Source organism: Arthrobacter gandavensis (genome assembly GCF_039528575.1).
Classification (GTDB): domain Bacteria; phylum Actinomycetota; class Actinomycetes; order Actinomycetales; family Micrococcaceae; genus Arthrobacter_B; species Arthrobacter_B citreus_B.
In genome coordinates, this window is sequence record NZ_BAAALV010000007.1 from 421557 (window position 1) to 440576 (window position 19020).

The 19020-nt window shown below is 66.0% G+C and carries 17 protein-coding genes and 1 pseudogene; 15 read left to right on the forward strand and 3 right to left on the reverse strand.

What is annotated here, in order from left to right:
* Positions 1-40: 40 nt before the first annotated feature.
* The 4 genes from ABFX29_RS15435 to ABFX29_RS15450 all read left to right on the forward strand — a co-directional run bounded on the left by ABFX29_RS15435 (position 41) and on the right by ABFX29_RS15450 (position 4588).
* Complete coding sequence (locus ABFX29_RS15435) at positions 41-2890, forward strand: FtsK/SpoIIIE family DNA translocase (RefSeq protein ID WP_152228468.1); 2850 nt, start codon at positions 41-43, stop codon at positions 2888-2890.
* 19 nt (positions 2891-2909) lie between these two features.
* On the forward strand, positions 2910-3515 hold the full coding sequence (gene pgsA, locus ABFX29_RS15440) for a CDP-diacylglycerol--glycerol-3-phosphate 3-phosphatidyltransferase (protein ID WP_152228467.1): 606 nt from the start codon (positions 2910-2912) through the stop codon (positions 3513-3515).
* Positions 3512-3997, forward strand: coding sequence for a CinA family protein (locus tag ABFX29_RS15445; protein ID WP_152228466.1), 486 nt, complete (start codon positions 3512-3514; stop codon positions 3995-3997). Before pgsA ends, ABFX29_RS15445 begins: the two co-directional genes overlap by 4 nt.
* Positions 3998-4162: 165 nt before the next feature.
* A complete protein-coding gene (locus ABFX29_RS15450) occupies positions 4163-4588 on the forward strand; it encodes a helix-turn-helix domain-containing protein (RefSeq protein ID WP_091606131.1) in 426 nt (141 codons plus the stop codon).
* Positions 4589-4706: 118 nt separating this feature from the next.
* Here ABFX29_RS15450 and ABFX29_RS15455 read toward each other — a convergent pair whose 3' ends face one another.
* The gene (locus tag ABFX29_RS15455) at positions 4707-5183 is read right to left on the reverse strand and encodes a MarR family winged helix-turn-helix transcriptional regulator (RefSeq protein ID WP_152228465.1); all 477 of its coding nucleotides are present in this window, start codon (positions 5181-5183) and stop codon (positions 4707-4709) included.
* A 102-nt stretch (positions 5184-5285) separates the two neighbouring features.
* Between ABFX29_RS15455 and ABFX29_RS15460 the strand changes: the two genes are divergently transcribed.
* The 8 genes from ABFX29_RS15460 (at position 5286) to dapF (ending at position 13007) form a co-directional block, all read left to right on the forward strand.
* Entirely contained in the window at positions 5286-5510 is a 225-nt protein-coding gene (locus tag ABFX29_RS15460) for a DUF3046 domain-containing protein (RefSeq protein WP_152228464.1), read from the forward strand.
* Positions 5511-5721: 211 nt separating this feature from the next.
* Positions 5722-6771 carry a recombinase RecA gene (gene recA / locus ABFX29_RS15465; protein ID WP_152228463.1) on the forward strand — a complete coding sequence of 350 codons (1050 nt, stop codon included), beginning with the start codon at positions 5722-5724 and terminating at the stop codon, positions 6769-6771.
* A gap of 9 nt (positions 6772-6780) precedes the next feature.
* Entirely contained in the window at positions 6781-7353 is a 573-nt protein-coding gene (locus ABFX29_RS15470) for a regulatory protein RecX (protein ID WP_400488390.1), read from the forward strand.
* A 90-nt stretch (positions 7354-7443) separates the two neighbouring features.
* Positions 7444-8703 carry an aggregation-promoting factor C-terminal-like domain-containing protein gene (locus tag ABFX29_RS15475; RefSeq protein WP_211372394.1) on the forward strand — a complete coding sequence of 420 codons (1260 nt, stop codon included), beginning with the start codon at positions 7444-7446 and terminating at the stop codon, positions 8701-8703.
* Positions 8704-8784: 81 nt separating this feature from the next.
* Positions 8785-9564, forward strand: coding sequence for an aggregation-promoting factor C-terminal-like domain-containing protein (locus tag ABFX29_RS15480; protein ID WP_152228462.1), 780 nt, complete (start codon positions 8785-8787; stop codon positions 9562-9564).
* Positions 9565-9613: 49 nt separating this feature from the next.
* On the forward strand, positions 9614-11155 hold the full coding sequence (miaB, locus tag ABFX29_RS15485) for a tRNA (N6-isopentenyl adenosine(37)-C2)-methylthiotransferase MiaB (protein ID WP_152228461.1): 1542 nt from the start codon (positions 9614-9616) through the stop codon (positions 11153-11155).
* Entirely contained in the window at positions 11152-12060 is a 909-nt protein-coding gene (miaA, locus tag ABFX29_RS15490) for a tRNA (adenosine(37)-N6)-dimethylallyltransferase MiaA (RefSeq protein ID WP_152228460.1), read from the forward strand. Before miaB ends, miaA begins: the two co-directional genes overlap by 4 nt.
* Entirely contained in the window at positions 12057-13007 is a 951-nt protein-coding gene (gene dapF / locus ABFX29_RS15495; protein ID WP_152228459.1) for a diaminopimelate epimerase, read from the forward strand. The genes miaA and dapF overlap by 4 nt, the downstream gene beginning before the upstream one ends.
* A 23-nt stretch (positions 13008-13030) precedes the next feature.
* Here the strand turns inward: dapF and ABFX29_RS15500 are convergent, their stop codons facing one another.
* Positions 13031-13642, reverse strand: a complete 612-nt coding sequence (locus ABFX29_RS15500; protein ID WP_152228458.1) for a class I SAM-dependent methyltransferase — start codon at positions 13640-13642, stop codon at positions 13031-13033.
* A gap of 189 nt (positions 13643-13831) precedes the next feature.
* Between ABFX29_RS15500 and hflX the strand changes: the two genes are divergently transcribed.
* A complete protein-coding gene (gene hflX, locus ABFX29_RS15505; protein WP_152228457.1) occupies positions 13832-15400 on the forward strand; it encodes a GTPase HflX in 1569 nt (522 codons plus the stop codon).
* Positions 15393-17429 carry an ATP-dependent DNA helicase gene (locus ABFX29_RS15510; protein ID WP_152228456.1) on the forward strand — a complete coding sequence of 679 codons (2037 nt, stop codon included), beginning with the start codon at positions 15393-15395 and terminating at the stop codon, positions 17427-17429. Before hflX ends, ABFX29_RS15510 begins: the two co-directional genes overlap by 8 nt.
* 49 nt (positions 17430-17478) lie before the next feature.
* Here ABFX29_RS15510 and lexA read toward each other — a convergent pair.
* Positions 17479-18150 (reverse strand): annotated as a pseudogene (lexA, locus tag ABFX29_RS15515) (transcriptional repressor LexA); the annotation flags it as partial.
* A gap of 411 nt (positions 18151-18561) precedes the next feature.
* On the opposite strand from lexA, the gene ABFX29_RS15520 reads away from it, so the two are divergent.
* Positions 18562-19020 (forward strand): LysM peptidoglycan-binding domain-containing protein, encoded by a 459-nt coding sequence (locus ABFX29_RS15520; RefSeq protein WP_246167543.1) that lies wholly within the window; start codon positions 18562-18564, stop codon positions 19018-19020.

Genomic DNA, 19020 nt, shown 5'->3' on the forward strand with positions numbered 1-19020 from the left:
ATTCGCCGGTTTTTCCCCGGTGTCCGGTAGCGTGGCACGTATGGCGACTCGTACTTCCCCTGCCGCGCGCGGCAGTTCCTCCAGCCGGACTCCAGCCCGCGGCGGCGGGAAGTCCGCGCAGCGCGGGAAGTCTTCCAGCCGCCCCTCAGCCAAAGCCCAGCCCGAAGAGGTACTTCCGCTCCCGCTGCGGGCCGTGCAGGGCGCCTGGATGGGTGTTGCACGCATCGTGGGCGCCGGAGTCCGCAAGCTGGGCACCGACGTCGTGCCGGACCGTGAGATCCGCAGGGACGGAACCGGTTTCTTCCTGATCCTCTCCGCGCTGCTTATTGCCACCGTTGAGTGGTGGGCGCTTCGCGGCCCCGTGGCCGATGTTATCCACGCCGGAGCTGCCGGCACCTTCGGCTGGATGGCAGTGGTGCTGCCGTTTATGCTCCTGACCGCCTCGGTGCGGCTCTTCCGGTATCCGGAACGGCACCGGGCCAACGGCCGCATCAGCATCGGCCTGACCATCATGGCCTGCGCCGGAGCGGGCCTCACGCACCTGATCGGCGGAGCCCCGGCCCTTTCCGACGGGTTCGACCGCCTCTGGGTATCCGGGGGAATCGTGGGATTCCTGGTCGCCGGGCCGCTGTCCGCCGCCGTCACCAAATGGCCGGTCATCATCCTGCTTTCGCTGCTGGTCTTCATCTCCGTGCTGATTGTCACGGCCACTCCGTTCCGGCACATTCCGCTGCGGCTGCGCGCCCTGTACGAGCACCTCATGGGACAGGACCTCGCCGACGAGGATCCCGAGGCCCACGACCAGAGCTACCTCTACGCCACCGACCGTCCGGCCAAGCCCAAGAAGGAACGCCGTTTTGGCCGCGCCAAGAAAGAAGCCGAGCAGGAGCACAGCGACGGTTTCGCCGGAGACGAGGCCTTCGAAGCGGCCCTGCTGCGCGATGAGGAAGAGCGGGCCGAGGCCGCCGCTGCTGCCGAACCGCAGGTCCCCCCGGGAGTCCGCCGGCCCACCAAGTCCGAGCTCGCCACCCAGAAACTGCGCCGCGACCAGGGCCTGGAAGACGCCGAGCCGCCCACGGAAGCTATTTCCCTGGTTCCCGAGGCGGCGGCCTCGCTCGTGGCTGCTCCGCCGGTTCCGCCGGTGCCCTCACGCCCCGTGGCCCACGTGCCGCCGTCGGCGCCCATCCCGCAGCGCACCGAGCAGCTGCAGCTGTCCGGCGATGTCACCTACACGCTGCCGCCGTCGGAGTTTTTGCCCTCCGGCCCGCCCGCCAAGGAACGCTCGGAGGCCAACGACGCCGTCGTGGCGGCGCTGACCCGCACCCTGGAACAGTTCAACGTTGATGCCAAGGTCACCGGGTTCTCCCGCGGCCCGACCGTCACCCGGTACGAAATCGAACTTGGCGAAGGCACCAAGGTGGAGCGTGTCACGGCGCTGTCCAAGAACATCTCCTACGCCGTCGCCAGCTCGGACGTGCGCATTCTCTCTCCGATTCCGGGCAAGTCCGCAATCGGCATCGAGATTCCCAACGCGGACAAGGAAGTCGTCGCCCTGGGCGACGTGCTGCGTTCCAACGCCGCACGCAAGACGGAGCACCCCATGGTCATGGGCGTTGGAAAGGACGTCGAGGGCGGCTTCGTCGTCGCGAACCTGGCCAAGATGCCCCACCTTCTTGTGGCCGGCGCAACCGGTGCCGGAAAGTCCTCCTTCGTGAACTCGATGATCACCTCGATCCTGATGCGCTCCACGCCGGACGAGGTACGGATGGTCATGGTGGACCCCAAACGGGTGGAACTTACCGCATACGAAGGCGTACCGCACCTGATCACCCCCATCATCACGAACCCGAAGAAGGCCGCCGAAGCGCTGCAGTGGGTTGTCCGCGAAATGGACACCCGCTATGACGACCTGGCGAACTTCGGCTACAAGCACATCGACGACTTCAACAAGGCCGTCCGCAACGGCAAGGTAGTTCCTCCAGCCGGCTCCAAACGGGTCCTGAAGCCCTATCCGTACCTCCTGGTCATCGTGGACGAACTCGCGGACCTGATGATGGTCGCGCCGAGAGACGTCGAAGACTCGATCGTGCGCATCACCCAGCTGGCCCGTGCGGCCGGCATCCATCTGGTCCTGGCCACGCAGCGCCCGTCCGTCGACGTCGTTACCGGCCTGATCAAGGCCAACGTCCCGTCCCGCATGGCCTTCGCGACGTCCTCGGTCACCGACTCCCGTGTGGTCCTGGACCAGCCCGGTGCGGAGAAGCTCCTGGGCCAGGGCGACGCCCTGTTCCTTCCCATGGGCTCGAACAAGCCGATCCGTGTCCAGGGAGCGTGGGTAACCGAATCCGAAATCCACCGCGTGGTGGAGCACGTCAAGAACCAGCTGCAGGCCACCTACCGTGAGGACGTCACGGTCACTGCGCCGAAGAAGCAGATCGACGACGACATCGGAGACGACCTCGATGTGCTGCTGCAGGCCACCGAGCTGGTAGTGACCACGCAGTTCGGCTCCACCTCCATGCTCCAGCGCAAGCTCCGGGTTGGGTTCGCCAAGGCCGGGCGCCTCATGGACCTGCTCGAATCACGCGGCGTGGTGGGCCCCTCCGAGGGTTCCAAGGCCCGTGATGTGCTGGTCAAGCCGGACGACCTGGCGGCAACGCTGGCTGCGATCCAGGGCGGGGAAGCACTCGCCGGGCCGGAGGCGGCAGAGGTAGCGGCGCTGGCGGACAACGCCAACGTGAACCAGGGTTTCGAGTCCGGCGGCCCGGTGGACCTGGTGGCCCAGGACCTGGAGTCACGGCCGCAGGCACAGGATTATTACGACGGCGCTGAAGGGTCCGGCGAAGACGGTGAAGGTTCCGAGGACGCCTGGAACCTCACCGGCCGCTGAATCCGGTTAGGCTGGTTTCGTGAGCAATTCTGGAACCGAGCGGGTACCCACCCTCAATATCGCCAACGTCCTGACGGTCATCCGCATCGTCATGGTGCCCCTGTTTATCTGGTTCCTCGTGGCCGACGACGGCAGGGACGGACTCTTCCGCTGGCTGGCGGTGGCCACCTTCGCCGTGGCCATCTACACCGACAAGCTTGACGGAGACCTTGCCCGCAGCCGCGGATTGATCACCGACTTTGGAAAGATCGCCGACCCCATAGCGGACAAGCTGCTGATCGGTTCCGCGCTGGTCATGCTCTCCATCCTGGGCGAGCTGTGGTGGTGGGTCACCATCGTGATCCTCGTCCGCGAAATCGGCATCACGGTGATGCGCTTCGTAGTTATCCGCTACGGCGTCATGGCTGCCTCCCGCGGAGGGAAGCTCAAGACCGTCATCCAGACCTTCGCCATCTTCCTGTTCCTGCTGCCGCTGACGTCCTGGCTGGGGGACTGGGCCTGGTGGATCAGTGCCACCGTGATGGCCGCCGCCGTCGTCGTCACCGTTGTGACCGGCCTTGACTACGTGGTGCAGGCAGTCAAGCTGCGGGCAGGTGCCCGCGGGAACCCGGGCAGGAACACGTGAGCACCGTCCCGGAACTGGTGATTGCCGCAGCTGCAGCCGCGCGAACACGGATCGCGGCCGCGGAGTCGCTGACCGCAGGAATGGTGGCGGCAGAGCTGGGCACCGTTCCCGGTGCGTCAGCAGTCCTGCAGGGGGGAGTGGTTGCCTATCAGAACTCCGTTAAGGAGCAGGTCCTTGGTGTAGACGGGGCTCTCCTCCAATCAGCAGGCTCAGTGGACGCCCGCGTGGCCGAGCAAATGGCCGCAGGAGTCCGGCGGCTGCTGAAGGCGGATATCGGGATTTCGACCACGGGCGTGGCGGGCCCCGAACCCCACGACGGAAAGCCGGTTGGTACCGTGTTCATCGGCGTCGCGGCAGGGGCAGGCAGTACCTCCCGTGCATTCCATGTTGAGTTCCATTTTGCCGGAGACCGTGCTTCGATCCGCAGCCAGGCATGCGCAGCCGCCCTGGACCTGCTGGCCGCCGAGCTGGGCGCAGCGTAGCTGCCTCCGGCACAGGCTGCCGGGAGGACACAAAAGATGCCCGGGAACAAATCTGCAGGGGCATCAGTTACTAGTATCAGGAACCACCAAGGTTTCCGGTTTAGGATCGTAGACATTCCGCGGTTCGAACCGCGGACGGATCGATATAGGGAGCAGGACATACACATGGTGAAGCAACCCGTGTCCGTGAACGGCGTCATTCGCTGGCGGGATGTAGGGTTGGCGGAAGATGCACACCGGGAGCCTAAGGAGCGCAAAATGGTAGTTCTACGCCACGAGATTGGTGATGTACTCCGTGATGTACGCCAGCGCCAGGGCCGTACCCTGCGTGAGGTGTCGCACAGTGCCCGGGTTTCGCTCGGTTACCTGAGCGAAGTTGAGCGGGGCCAGAAGGAAGCTTCTTCTGAACTCCTGTCGTCAATCTGCAGTGCTCTCGATGTACCTCTGTCCCTGATGCTTCGTGAGGTCAGTGACCGTGTGGCCAGTGCCGAAGGCGTTTCCATTCCCGATACTGTTCCAACGGAGTTCTCGCGCGAGTTTGCCCGCGAGTTTCCGGAGGACCTGGCTCGGGACCTGGCCCGCACGCCGTAACAACCCCCGGGCAGCAGTGTGAGCTGCCCGCCCCAAGACATACTCAAAAGACCCCGCCTGCCGGCGGGGTCTTTTGTTGTTTCACAGTGCCGCTGGGGTTCCAGCGCCGCATCTGGCGCTAACTGGATGTCCCCGGGATTTCGGAGGCATTGAGTTTGTGGAGCAGGACGCTCAGGGCGTGGACTTCATCTTCGTCCCAGGACGCAAGGAGGGAGCGGAAGTGCTTTTCCCGCGCCCGCTGGGTACGTGCCAGCTGTTCGCTGCCGGTGTCCGTAAGGCTGATCGTCTGTGCCCGGCCGTCCTCCGGATCCGCCTGCTTCTGGACAAGCCCGAGGGATTCGAGCATGACGATCTGCCGGCTCACGGACGGTTTTCCCACTCCGATCGCGGCAGCCACGTCCGTTAAGCGCAGCGGCCCGCGCCGCTGCAGGAGGACAAGCAGGCCGTACGCTGCCGGCTCCAGGTCCGGGTGGACTGCCCTTGCCACGCGCTGGGAGGCAGCGCGCGCCCGGCGCCACAGGACACTGAGTTCCTGCTCAAGGTTCTCGATGGCCTGGTTCGGGGTGGAAACAGTTGCCGGGGGCTTGTCGGTCATAAACCCTATTCTAGGCGGAGCGCGCCCCGCAGCCCGGGCAGGGCGGCCTGCACGGACAGGGCCGGGGAGCGGGGCACCATGCAGGCGTGAGACGATTAATTGATGCGTATCAGTGATTTCTGGCGGCTAATGGATGATGAATTCGGGTCTGCGTACTCCCGTGTGCTCGCGGCGGACCTGGTCCTTACCGGCCTCAGCGGCCGGACCGCACAGCAGGCGCTGGACAGCGGAACGGACCCGAAGCGGGTCTGGCTGGAGGTCTGCGAGATGCAGGAAGTGCCCCAGGACCGCCGGCTTGGACGGGACATCAAACCCAAGCAGGCGTAGACACGCGGGGAGGATCTATTCGAATATCTGTTCGGATCCCGATATGCTCCTACACAGGGGCAGCAACTGGTCCGCCCCGCTCCGGCTGTCCACACCGGCATCTGGCCGCCGCGGCAGTGTCAGTGCCGTCGCATACGGTTCTCAGTGAGCAACCGACAGTCGGCCCACGGGCCGGGAATATCAGCAACAGCCACAACAACAGAGGTGAAGAATGGCCGCTCCAGACCGCGCCAAAGCACTCGAAGCAGCACTGGCCCAGATCGACAAGCAGTTCGGTAAGGGCTCGATCATGCGGCTGGGCGACGAGACGCGCGCCCCGATCGAAACAATCTCCACCAGCTCCATCGCACTGGACATCGCGCTGGGCATAGGCGGACTTCCCCGCGGCCGCGTCGTGGAGATCTACGGACCCGAGTCTTCCGGTAAGACCACCGTGGCACTGCACGCCGTTGCGAATGCGCAGAAGAACGGCGGCATCGCCGCGTTCATCGACGCTGAGCACGCCCTGGACCCTGAGTACGCCAAGAAACTCGGCGTGGATACTGACGCCCTGCTGGTTTCCCAGCCGGATACCGGCGAGCAGGCGCTTGAAATCATGGACATGCTGGTTGGCTCCGGCTCGCTGGACATCGTGGTCATCGACTCCGTGGCCGCCCTTGTTCCCCGCGCCGAAATCGAAGGCGAAATGGGCGACAGCCACGTTGGCCTCCAGGCACGGCTTATGAGCCAGGCGCTGCGAAAGATCACCGGCCGCCTGAGCCAGACCAAAACCACCGCCATCTTCATCAACCAGCTGCGTGAGAAGATCGGCGTCTTCTTCGGCAGCCCGGAGACCACCACCGGCGGCAAGGCGCTGAAATTCTATGCGTCCGTCCGCATCGACGTGCGCCGCATCGAGACGCTGAAGGAAGGTACCAACCCGGTTGGTAACCGTACCCGCGCCAAGATCGTCAAGAACAAGATGGCCCCGCCCTTCAAGCAGGCCGAGTTCGACATCATTTACGGCCAGGGCATCTCTCGTGAGGGCGGCTTGATCGACATGGGCGTGGAGCACGGGATCGTCAAGAAGTCCGGTGCCTGGTTCACGTACGACGGTGACCAGCTGGGCCAGGGCAAGGAAAACTCCCGCCGCTTCCTGCGGGACAACCCGGAACTGGCGGACGAGATCGAGCGGCGCCTGCGGGTCAAGCTCGGTGTGGACGCACAGCCCGAAGAGCAGACAGCTGACGGCAAGGCCAACGCGGCAGCAGCCGGCGCCTAGCCGAGACCCGTGCAGCAGCGCCGCCGCAAGCCGGGAGTGGAAGGCCAGGACGGCCCCACTCCCGGCTCAGCAGCAGATTCAACGCCGGAAGCAGACCCACACTCGGTTGCCCGAGCGATCATCCTGCGCCAGCTGACGAGCTCTGCCAAGAGCCGGCAGCAGCTTGCGGACAAGCTGGCAGAGCGGGATGTCCCGGAAGACGTGGCCCAGGCCGTGCTGGACCGGTTCGAAGAAGTCCAGCTGATTGACGACGCAGAGTTCGCGCGCATGTGGGTCCGGAGCAGGTCCCAGACCAGGTCGCTGGCCCGCTCAGCCATCCGCCGCGAACTGGCGGGCAAGGGGATCGATCCGGAGCTGGCCGAAGAAGCCCTGGAACAGATCAGCACTGATGATGAAGTTGAGGCAGCCAAGGATCTGGTGGAGCGCAAACTGCGCCGTGCCACTGTGCCTGCCGACCCGAAGGAGCGGGACAAGCTGGTTCGCAGGCTGGTGTCCATGCTCGCCCGGAAGGGCTACTCGCCTTCGCTGGGTTTCTCGGTTGTCAACGAGGCCCTGAGCGCACGGCAGGACAGCGAGCTGTAACAGCCGCGCAGGCCCGTTGTGATCGTGCCGTATGCTGTCATCACTATGTTTACTGTGAGGCTGCTGGGGCGGAAGTTGCACAGCCCTGCCTTGACCGCAGCGACGGCCGGTGTCCTTGCTGCGACGCTGCTGGTCGGTGTGCCTTCGGCGTCCGCAGCGGAGTACCCGTCATGGGACGAAATCTCAGCGGCGAAGTCCGACACCGCCTCTACCGAGGAACAGGTCCGGAAACTCGAAGAACTCCTGGACCGCCTCTATGACGAAGCAGGGAATCTCGGCAATGCTGCCGTGTCCGCATCGAGCCGCTACGACGAGCTTCGGGCGGAGCTGGAAGCCAGCGATGCACGCCTTGCGGAGCTGGCAGCACAGCGCAGCGCCGCATCGGCACGTGCGGGCGAGCTGAAAAGCCAGGTTGGGGCACTGGCTGCCCAGACCTACAAGACGGGCGGGATGGACAGTACGGTACTGTTCCTGCTCGACGCCGAAGAAGGTGCAGCGCACCTTGACCGCCTGACCACACTTTCCCTGGTGACTGAACGTACTTCACGTCTCTATGGCGAAGCTGAAGCAGCCCGGAAAGCAGCAGAGTCCCTCGAAGAAGCCGAGAAGTCGGAGCGGCAGGCGCGGGGCAAGCTGGCAGCCCTGGCAGGGGAGCAGTATGAGGACGCGCAAGCCGCCACGGAAGCTGCAGACAAAGCCGTACGTGAGCAGGAAGAGCGCAGTGCCGTGCTCGCTGCCCAGCTAGCTGAGCTGCGCAGCACCACCGCGGAAGCAGAACTTAGCCGGCTCCAGGCTGCGCGGCTGGATGAATCTGTCCGGCAGCAGGCTGAGCAAGCCCGGCGTGCTGCCGAAAAGGCGCCCGCCAAGGACGCCGCCACGGTGATTAATCCCACAAATCCTGAAGCGCCGGGAACGCCTGGAAACGCACCCGCACCCCCGCCCGCACCCGCTCCGGCTCCAGCGCCCATTCCTGCGCCGGCTCCCAATCCGCCGGCTCCGGCACCGCAGCCGCCGCCCCCTCCGCCGCCTGCCGCACCGGTGAATGACCCGGCAGGAGCGCAGGCCTTTGCCGCTTCCATGATGGGGGCCTATGGATGGAACAACGGGGAATTCAGGTGTCTCGTTGATCTGTGGAACCGGGAATCAAACTGGCTGACCAGCGCCATGAATCCCTACAGCGGCGCCTATGGCATTCCGCAGTCACTCCCGGGGGACAAGATGGCGGCGGCAGGAAGTGACTGGCGCACCAATTATCAAACCCAGATCCGCTGGGGCCTGAACTACATAGCGCAGAGGTACCAGACGCCCTGCGGGGCCTGGGCGCACTCGGAGCTAAAGGGCTGGTATTAAACCGGCTCCGTTACCGTATTGCAACACGGTCGTTACCTGGCCGCGATCTTGCTCAGGATTGATGTGTACAGTCGCGGTCCTATGAGCAACATTCAGGGACGCCGTGAACAGAGGCAGCACCGCGCCATGCAGCGCCGCCGCAACCGGATGAAGGCGGGGGCCGTTGCCGCCCTCGGCGGAGTCATGGTTCTGGGGACCGCGGGCGCCGCAGCCGGTGAGGAAGACCTCCGGGCCACCGCAGGTATCCAGCTGGCGAGTTTCGCGCTGCCCCTGTTCACCGGTACCCCCGAGGCGGAACCCGGGATTTCCCCCGAACCCGACGCGCAGGCCGGTTTGGAAACAGAGGCGAGCCCGTCCGCTTCCGCTGCCGCGGATTCGCAGGCCGATCAGGCAGCCGCCCAGCAGGCCGCTGACGAGCAGGCCGCAGCTGCCGAGGCGGAAGCCCAGGCGGCAGCAGCCCGCGAAGCAGAAGCAGCGGCTTCCGCCGCTGCGGCAGCAGAACAGGCTGCAGCCGAAGAAGCCGCCCGTGTGGCGGCCGCCTCCGTTCCGTTGGATGACCCTGCCGGTGCCAAGGCCTATGCAGCTTCGGTCCTGGGCGCCCATGGCTGGGACGCGTCACAGATGACCTGCCTGGACACTCTGTGGAATAAGGAGTCCGAGTGGCTGACCAGTGCAACCAACGCCAGCTCCGGGGCGTACGGCATCCCGCAGGCCCTCCCGGGCACAAAGCTGGCTGCTGCCGGGGGAGACTGGCAGACCAACTACCGTACCCAGGTCAATTGGGGCCTGACCTACATTGAGTCCCGCTACGGCAGCCCCTGCTCTGCACTGAACTTCCACTACGCCAACAACTGGTACTAAGCCCCGGCGAAATTGCGGCCCTGCCGCCGGCGGGACGTACCCTTGTAGGGTGAGCCTGTCTGTATCCCCTCCCGCATCAGAACCGCTAGCCGGCCCGGACGCTGAAGAGCACCAGCGCACCTATCAGGTGCGGACCTTCGGATGCCAGATGAACGTCCACGACTCCGAACGGATTTCCGGCCTGCTTGAAGGCGCCGGTTACGTTCCGGCAGAGGAAGGCGACGCCGACGTCGTTGTCTTCAATACCTGCGCCGTGCGCGAGAACGCGGACAACAAGCTCTACGGAAACCTGGGCCAGCTGGCACGCGTCAAGGAATCCCGCCCCGGAATGCAGATCGCCGTTGGCGGCTGCCTGGCGCAGAAGGACCGCGACACGATCATTGCCAAGGCGCCCTTTGTTGACGCGGTCTTCGGCACGCACAACATCGGCGCCCTGCCTGCCCTGCTGGAGCGGGCACGGCACAACGACGCAGCGCAGCTGGAGATTCTCGAATCCCTTGAGGTGTTCCCCTCCACGCTGCCCACCAAGCGGGACTCGGTCTATTCGGGCTGGGTGTCGATTTCAGTCGGCTGCAACAACACCTGCACGTTCTGCATTGTCCCGTCGCTGCGCGGCAAGGAACGCGACCGGCGGCCGGGGGAGATCCTCGCCGAGGTCCAGGCACTGGTGGACGACGGCGCCATTGAAGTCACCCTGCTGGGCCAGAACGTGAATTCCTACGGTGTGGAGTTCGGTGACCGCGGCGCGTTCGCCAAACTGCTGCGCGCCTGCGGTTCAATTGAAGGACTTGAGCGGGTCCGCTTCACGAGCCCGCACCCGGCAGCGTTTACCGACGACGTCATTGATGCCATGGCTGAAACGCACAACGTGATGCCGCAGCTGCACATGCCGCTGCAGTCCGGCTCGGACAAGGTCCTCAAGGACATGCGCCGGTCCTACCGCTCCAAGAAGTTCCTGGGCATCCTGGAGAAGGTCCGCCGGCAGATGCCGCACGCTGCCATCTCCACGGACATCATCGTCGGGTTCCCGGGGGAGACCGAGGAGGACTTCCAGGCCACGCTGGACGTCGTTGAGCAGGCCAGGTTCGCCACCGCCTTCACCTTCCAATACTCCAAGCGTCCCGGCACCCCGGCGGCCGACCTGCCTGACCAGCTGCCCAAGGCGGTGGTCCAGGAGCGCTTCGAGCGGCTCACTGCCCTGCAGGACCGCATTGCCGCGGAAGAGAACGCCAAACAGGTGGGCACCACGGTGGAAGTCATGGTCACCGCGGCCGCAGGCCGCAAATCCGAGGAAACGGGACGGCTGTCCGGTCGCTCCCGGGACCAGCGCCTGGTCCACTTCACCGTGCCCGACGGCGCACCGGTTCCGCGCCCGGGAGACCTGGTCACCGTTCCGGTGACGTCCGCCGCTGCCTTCCACCTGGTTGCCGACCCGGCAACGGCCGCGGATTACTCCCTTCGCCGTTCACGTGCCGGAGATGCCTGGGACCGTTCGCAGGCTGATTCCTGCGGTATCCCGTCCCCGGCCGCCGACGGCGCTGCCCGCGCGGGCGTCTCACTCGGCATGCCTGCCCTGCCGCCGCGCCGGTGACGGGCGCAGCGCTGCCCGTTATCGCCGTCGTTGGCCCCACCGGAACCGGCAAGTCCGACCTCGGTGTTGCACTGGCCCGGCACCTGGGCGGGGAGGTCATCAACGCCGATTCAATGCAGTTCTACCGCGGCATGGACATTGGCACCGCCAAGCTGCCGGAAGCCGAACGCGGCGGGATCGCGCATCACCTGCTGGACATCCTGGACGTCACGGAGGAAGCCAGCGTCTCCGCCTTCCAGGCCCAGGCCCGGGAGGCCATCAACCAGATCCGCTCGCGAGGCAACTGCCCGATCCTGGTGGGCGGCTCCGGACTCTATGTCCGGGCGGCACTGGACGTCCTTGAATTCCCCGGCACGGATCCGCAGCTGCGGCAGCAGATCGAAGGCGATCTTGAACGGGAGGGTTTCGAGGCGCTTCGCGAACGGCTGCGGGCCGTCGACCCCGTGTCCGCCGGCAGGCTGGGCGACGCCCGGCGGGTGGTACGCGCACTGGAGGTCCACGAGCTCACCGGGAGGCCCTTCAGCTCCTTTATGCCGGACCGCACCTACCACCAGCCGGCCATCCAACTGGGGCTCGACGTCGAACGCCCCCTGTTGCACGAACGCCTGGCCCTGCGGGTGGAGATGATGGTTCGGCAGGGGCTGCTGGAGGAAGTGCGGGCCCTGGACGCCGCCGGCCTGCGGACCGGGCGCACGGCCTCGCGTGCTTTGGGCTATGCGCAGTTCTTGAAGGTCCTGGACGGACTCTGGAGTTCGGAACAGGCAGTGGAAGACACTGTGGTTGCCACCCGACAGTTTGCGCGCCGCCAGATCACCTGGTTCCGGGCCGATCCGCGCGTCACGTGGCTGGACGCCCGGGATCCGGACCTGCTTCAGCGGGCGCTCACCGCTATTCTGGAGAAGTGAGCACAACTCCCCCCGCCGCCTTGTCCGCCTCCGGCCTGCCCTCCGGCCTTGCCGGCCTCGCCTTCGCGAAGGGACACGGTACCGGCAACGACTTTGTCCTGGTTGCTGATCCTGACGGGCTGCGGGACTACGACGCCGCCGAGGTGGCAGCCGTGTGCAACCGCCATAACGGAATCGGCGCCGACGGTTTTATCCGCGCCGTGCGTTCGGAGCACCTGCCCGAAGGCCAGGCCCTGCTGCAGACCAACCCGGACGCAGAGTGGTTCATGGATTACCGCAACGGAGACGGCAGCATCTCCGAGATGTGCGGCAACGGCGTGCGCGTGTTCGTCCACTTCCTCCTGGAAGAAGGACTCGCGGAGCTCGCCGAGGGCCAGGCCCTGCCCATCGGAACGCGCGCCGGCCTGAAGACCGTGACCCGCACTGAAAACGGCTACGCCGTGGACATGGGCCCCTGGGAATTCATCTTCCCGGACCACGCTGCTGCCAAAGCCATGGACACCGTGGTCAACGCAGGCGGCCTGGAAGTGCCCCGGCCGGGACTCTCCGTGAGCATGGGCAACCCGCACACTGTGGTGGCCCTGGCGGAACTGACCGAGCTCGCGGCAACGGACCTGGCCAAGGCGCCCTCGGTGGAGCCCGTCCCGGAGGACGGCACCAACGTTGAATTCGTTGTTCCGGCGGACCCCCTGGTGGTCGACGGCGTGGGCCAGCTGACCATGCGCGTGCACGAACGCGGGGTGGGCGAGACGCAGTCCTGCGGTACCGGTGCCTGCGCTGCAGCCGCCGCCACCCGCTTCTGGGCAGGCTCCACTGCCCCTAACAGCTGGAACGTTGCCGTGCCCGGCGGAGTCCTTGGAATCCGCTTCCTGGCCGGTCCGGAAGGACGCGAGCACGTGGAACTCAGCGGTCCCGCCGTGCTGGTGGCCCGCGGAACCCTGCTGTAACGGCCACGGCGGGCCAGCAGGACCTAAGCAGCGCGCTGCACTTTCAGGATGCGGAAGGATTTCGCGGTGCTGTACCGGCTGACGCCGTAGTCCGTGCCGAGGTTCTCAGCCAGCCAGCGCTGGAGTGAGTCCGAGCCGAGGTTCTTCTGCACCACCAGCCAGGCGGTTCCGCCCGGAGCCAGCCGCGGCAGCCACAGCAGCAGCAGCGCGTGCAGTTCATCCTTGCCGATCCGGATCGGCGGATTGGACCAGATGGTTTCGAAGCGCAGGGACGAATCGACGTCGTCCGGAAGCGATGCCTGGACGTTGCCCAGCCCAAGCGTGGCAGCGTTATCACGGGTCAGGCCAAGGGACCGTTCGTTGACGTCCACCGCGTAGACCTGCGCCGCGGGGGATTTCATGGCCATGGTCAACGCGATCGGGCCCCAGCCGCAGCCAATGTCCAGCAGGTTCCCCTCTTTGGCAGGGTCGGGAATACCGGAGAGCAGAACCTGCGTTCCCTTATCAATGCCGTCGGGGGAGAAGATCCCGCCCGAGGTCGCGAGGGTGACCTCGCGTCCTGCCAGGCAGACCTGCAGCGGTCTGCGGACCTCCGGCGTTGCCGGTTGCGAACTGAAGTAATGCTCTGAACCCATAACTACCAAGATTAGTGGCTGTCCCGCCCGCGGACCCCATCGGGTCCGCCGTACCGGGTCCGCCGTACCGGGTCCGCCGTACCGTCTGCACCGGGGCGGCGCCGCAAACCTTCTTGCACAACCCGCCGGGCGCCCATCACAATGTGGGTCCACTGGCCTACCATGGTTAACACCGCTTCTAAGGAGATTATGACCATCAACAATTCCCGTCCCGCTGCCGGCTCGACGCCCACGGACCTTAAGCCCGAGGAAATTCAGGGCGTCATTGACCGGATCCTGGCCAAGGAAGACGCAGCTGCTGCCAAGCAGAGCGTCACTCCTGCCGGGGGATACCGCGGACAGGCGCAGGCGTTGTCATCGCAGGCAGCGGAGCACTCTGACTTCGACGGGGATCAGCAGGATCTGGCAGACCGCCGTGCCCTGCGCCGTGTGGCCGGACTGTCCACGGAGCTTGAAGACGTCACCGAGGTTGAATACCGGCAGCTGCGGCTCGAGCGCGTAGTGCTCGCCGGACTGTGGACGGAAGGCACTGCGGCAGACGCCGAGAACTCCCTGCGTGAACTGGCGGCGCTGGCTGAGACTGCCGGCTCCGAGGTGCTGGACGGAATGATCCAGCGGCGGCTGAAGCCGGACCCCGGAACCTTCCTCGGCTCCGGCAAGGCCCAGGAGCTCAAGGACGTCGTGATGGCCACCGGCGCGGACACCGTGATCGTGGACAGCGAACTTTCGCCGTCCCAGCGCCGCGGACTGGAAGACATTGTGAAGGTGAAGGTCATTGACCGCACCGCCCTGATCCTGGACATCTTCGCGCAGCACGCGAAGTCCCGCGAAGGCAAGGCCCAGGTTGAACTGGCACAGCTTGAGTACCTGCTCCCGCGCCTGCGCGGCTGGGGCGAATCCATGTCCCGCCAGGCCGGCGGACAGGTTGGCAGCGCCGGGGCCGGCATGGGCTCTCGTGGCCCCGGTGAAACGAAGATCGAGCTTGACCGCCGGAAGATCCGCACGCGCATGGCCAAGCTGCGGCGTGAAATCGCCGGCATGAAGCCCGCCCGTGAAACGAAGCGCGCCAACCGCCAGCGCAACCAGATTCCTTCCGTGGCGATTGCCGGCTATACCAATGCCGGAAAGTCCTCGCTGCTGAATCGGCTGACGGACGCAGGAGTCCTGGTGGAGAACGCGCTGTTCGCCACGCTGGACCCGACGATCCGCCGTGCAGAGACCCCCGACGGACTGGGCTACACCCTCGCCGATACCGTGGGATTCGTGCGGTCCCTGCCCACGCAGCTGATCGAAGCCTTCCGCTCCACGTTGGAGGAAGTGGCCGACGCCGACCTGATCCTGCACGTAGTGGATGCCTCCCACCCTGATCCCGAAGGGCAGATCGCGGCAGTCCGTTCCGTGCTGGCTGACGTCGATGCCCGCCGGATCCCGGAGATCATCGTGCTCAACAAGGCCGATGCCGCGGACCCGTTCGTGATTGAGCGGCTGCGCCAGCGTGAGCCGCGAACCGTAGTGGTGTCCGCCCGCACGGGCGAAGGCATAGACGAGCTGCTCCAGGCCATCTCCGAGGGTATTCCGCGGCCGGGCGTGGAACTCGAACTCCTGGTTCCGTACGAGCGCGGCGACGTAGTCTCCCGCCTGCACAGCCAGGACGCTGAGATCCTGCAGCTTGACCATGAGGAAAGCGGCACCCGGATCCGGGTCAAGGTCCGCGATTCACTGGCTCCGGAGCTGGAGCCGTTCCTCAACCATGCCTAAGAAAGACACCGCCGGCGAGGTCCTGGACCTGCTGCAGACGGCCGTAACAGCCATGGGCGGCCAGCAGCGTCCGGGACAGCAGCAAATGGCCCGGGAGGTCGCCGAGTCCATCGAATCCGGTCAGCACCTGCTGGTGCAGGCCGGAACCGGAACCGGCAAGTCACTGGCATACCTTGTACCGCTGATCCACCATGCCCTCGAGAGCAGCAAGCCCGCGCTGGTTTCCACGGCCACGCTTGCGCTCCAGGCACAAATCGTGGGACGCGACGTTCCGCGCCTGCTGGCTGCGCTCAAGCCCAAGCTGCCCCGCGAAGTGGACGTTGCGCTCCTGAAGGGCCGCAGCAACTACGTTTGCGTCCACAAGACGGGCGGCGGTTTCCCCGACGACGACGACCCGGGCGCGCTTTTTACCCTTGGCGAGGAGAAGGCGGTGTCCCATCCGGCACCTGCGGCCGGACCGACGTCGGCTCTCGGCCGCGAAGTGGTTCGCCTGCGGGACTGGGCGGAGGAAACCGAAACCGGCGACCGGGATGAGCTGCTCCCCGGCGTCAGCGACCGCGCCTGGCGGCAGGTTTCCGTGACCGCGATGGAATGCCTCGGAGCCCAGCGCTGTCCTGTGGCCGAGCACTGCTTCAGCGAACAGGCACGTGCCAAGGCGGCCGTCGCGGACCTCGTGATCACCAACCACGCAATGCTGGCCATCAGTGCGTTTGAAGGACTGGCAGTGCTGCCGGACTACGACGTGGTGGTAATCGATGAGGCCCACGAGTTGCAGGACCGGGTGACCGGAGCAGTCACCGGGCAGCTCTCGGGCACCGTGATCAGTGCCGCCGTTACGGCAGCACGCAAGCACACTTCCGCCTCGGTGGAGGAGCTGGCCGCTGCCGGACGGGCCTTTGACGCCTCGGTGGAAGGCCTGCCAGCGGGCCTGATGCCCTCCGGCCTCAACGAAGAGCAGCAGTTGGCGGTGTCCCGGGTACGCGAAGCGGCCCGGGTGGCGCTGTCAGACTCCAAGCCGGAGGGTGGAGACGCCGGCGACGGCGGACGGCAGATGGCCCGTTCCCGGCTGCTCGCAGTGCTGGAGCTGTGCGAGCGCGTGCTTGAGGCCCCGGAGTCCGGGGAGGTTCTGTGGTCCTCGAGGCCGAGCACGTTTTCCCCCGGGGAAGGCTACTCTCCGCCGGACGATTCAGCTCCGGCCACCTTGAACGTCGCTCCGATCTCCGTGGCTGGACGGCTGAGGGACGGGCTTTTCGACGGTCACACCGTGGTGCTGACCTCAGCTACCCTGGCAATCGGCTCCGAATTCGGGCCGGTGGCAGGTGGCTTGGGACTCAGCGGCGCAGGCGCCCCGGCCTGGACGGGTACCGACGTCGGCAGTCCCTTCGACTATCCCCGGCAGGGCGTCCTGTACGTGGCGAAGGACCTGCCCAAGCCGGACCGCGGCACCTCCCCGGCGCAGCTGGCGGAACTCGAAGCGCTGCTGAAGGCATCGGGCGGTGCGGCGCTGGGCCTGTTCTCGTCGCGGCGTGCGGCTGAGGAGGCCGCTGCCGCACTGCGTGACAAGGTGGACTTCCCCATCCTCTGCCAGGGCGAGTCCTCAATGTCGGCACTGGTGAAGGAATTCGCCGAGGACGACGCTACCTGCCTGTTCGGAACCATGTCCCTGTGGCAGGGCGTGGATGTGCCGGGCGAGGCCTGCAGGCTGGTGGTGATTGACCGCATTCCGTTCCCCCGCCCTGATGATCCGCTGATGACCGCGCGGACCCGCGCCGTCGCGAAGGCCGGAGGCAACGGCTTTATGAGTGTCTCTGCGACCCATGCAGCCGTCCGGCTGGCGCAGGGTGCCGGACGGCTGATCCGGGCTGCCGGAGACCGCGGCATGGTGGCCGTGCTGGATTCCCGGCTCGCGACCGCCCGGTACGGAGGGTTCCTGCGCGCTGCGCTGCCGCCCTTCTGGGCCACCACGGACAGGTCCGTGGCGCTGGGCATCCTGGAACGTCTGAACGCCGGGCAGCGTACGAAAGCCTAGGCCGGGAAAACGGGAAAGCCCGTTTGCGCCGGCGGGAAAACAGGCCGCCCTAGAGGGAGCGCATCACCGAGACGACTTTGCCCATGATGGTCGCGTGGTCGCCCATGATCGGCTCGTAGCGGGTATTCTGCGGCAGCAGCCAGGTGTGTCCGTTGCGCTGCCGGAAAGTCTTGACCGTGGCCTCATCATCCAGCAGGGCGGCTACGATGTCCCCGTTTTCTGCCGTCTGCTGCCGCCGGACCACCACCCAGTCCCCGTCGCAGATGGCGGCGTCGACCATTGAATCCCCGGATACCCGGAGCATAAAGAGTTCACCGTGGCCCACCAGCTGGCGGGGGAGCGGCACCATTTCCTCCACTACCTGCTCAGCCAGGATCGGCCCGCCGGCCGCAATCCGTCCCACCAGCGGAACCATCGCCGTGTCCACCGCAGTGGTCAGCTCGGTGACGGAGGCCGCCGTGCCGGTCTCCGAAGTAGCCGGTCCAGAGTCGGAGGGCTCCTTGTGCATCAGCAGCGGCACCAGGATCTCCATGGCGCGGGGCCGTTTGGGATCGCGCCGGATGTAACCCATCTTCTCCAGCTGGCTCAGCTGGTGCGTGACGCTGGACAGGCTGGCCAGTCCCACCGTGTCTCCGATTTCGCGCATGGACGGCGGGTAGCCGTTGGCGCTGACGGAGGCCTGGATGGTCTCCAGGATCTTCTTCTGCCGCGGGGTCAGTGCCCGGGGGCGGGGGGAATCGGCCGCAGCAGCGGCAGCCGGGCGGCCTTCGGAGTCTGTCCTACGGGGCACTTCGGCTTCCCTTCAAGCGTTCCGGACTACCCGGAAGTGGCGGCAATGTCAGTGGCGGGTGTTTTCCTTTAGTCCGAACGCTGGTGCCGGCAGTGGCCCGCTCACCAAGAGGGCCAAATCCGGCGGCTTTCGAAGGTTTCCGCTGGTACCACGCTAGGCGAGCCGGAGGTCATTTTCAAACATTTGTTCGAGTGAGTCTCGACAGCGTTCGTAGATAGATGCTAGAAAAGGAAACAGCAGGAATCGAATACATGTTCGATTCGAAGATGCCAACAGTTCGAATCCAGTTTCGAAGCCGGGTGTGTGCCGGTGAGGAAAGGCTTCGGACCGGAAAGGTTTGCCATGTCCGTTCAGTTTGCGGCAGCCCCCAGTTCAATGGGCTCCATCCGTTTCATTCCAGCCTCCTCCCGCCCCGGCGCGCGTTCCGGCGCGCGTTCCGGCGCCAACCCGGCGGCCGCCCGTTCCAACCGGGAAAACCGTCCCGTGCCGAAGGGTCCGCTTAAGCTCACCCGCCGCGGACGGTTCCTGCTCATCGGAGCTCCGGTCATGCTCGGCGGAGCTGCGCTGCTGACCTTCATCGGGTTCTTCACGGCCCCGGCCCTGGCATCCAGCGACAGCGCCGAAGTCACCCGGACCCAGCAGGTCAGTGTCTCTGCCGGGGACAGCCTCTGGAGCCTCGCCGGAGAATACGCACCCGAACGCGACCCGCGCGCCGTCGTGGCAGACATCATGGAGTTGAATAATCTCTCCGATGCAGTGGTTCCTGCCGGCGTCCAGCTCTATATCCCGGTGGCCGGCTAG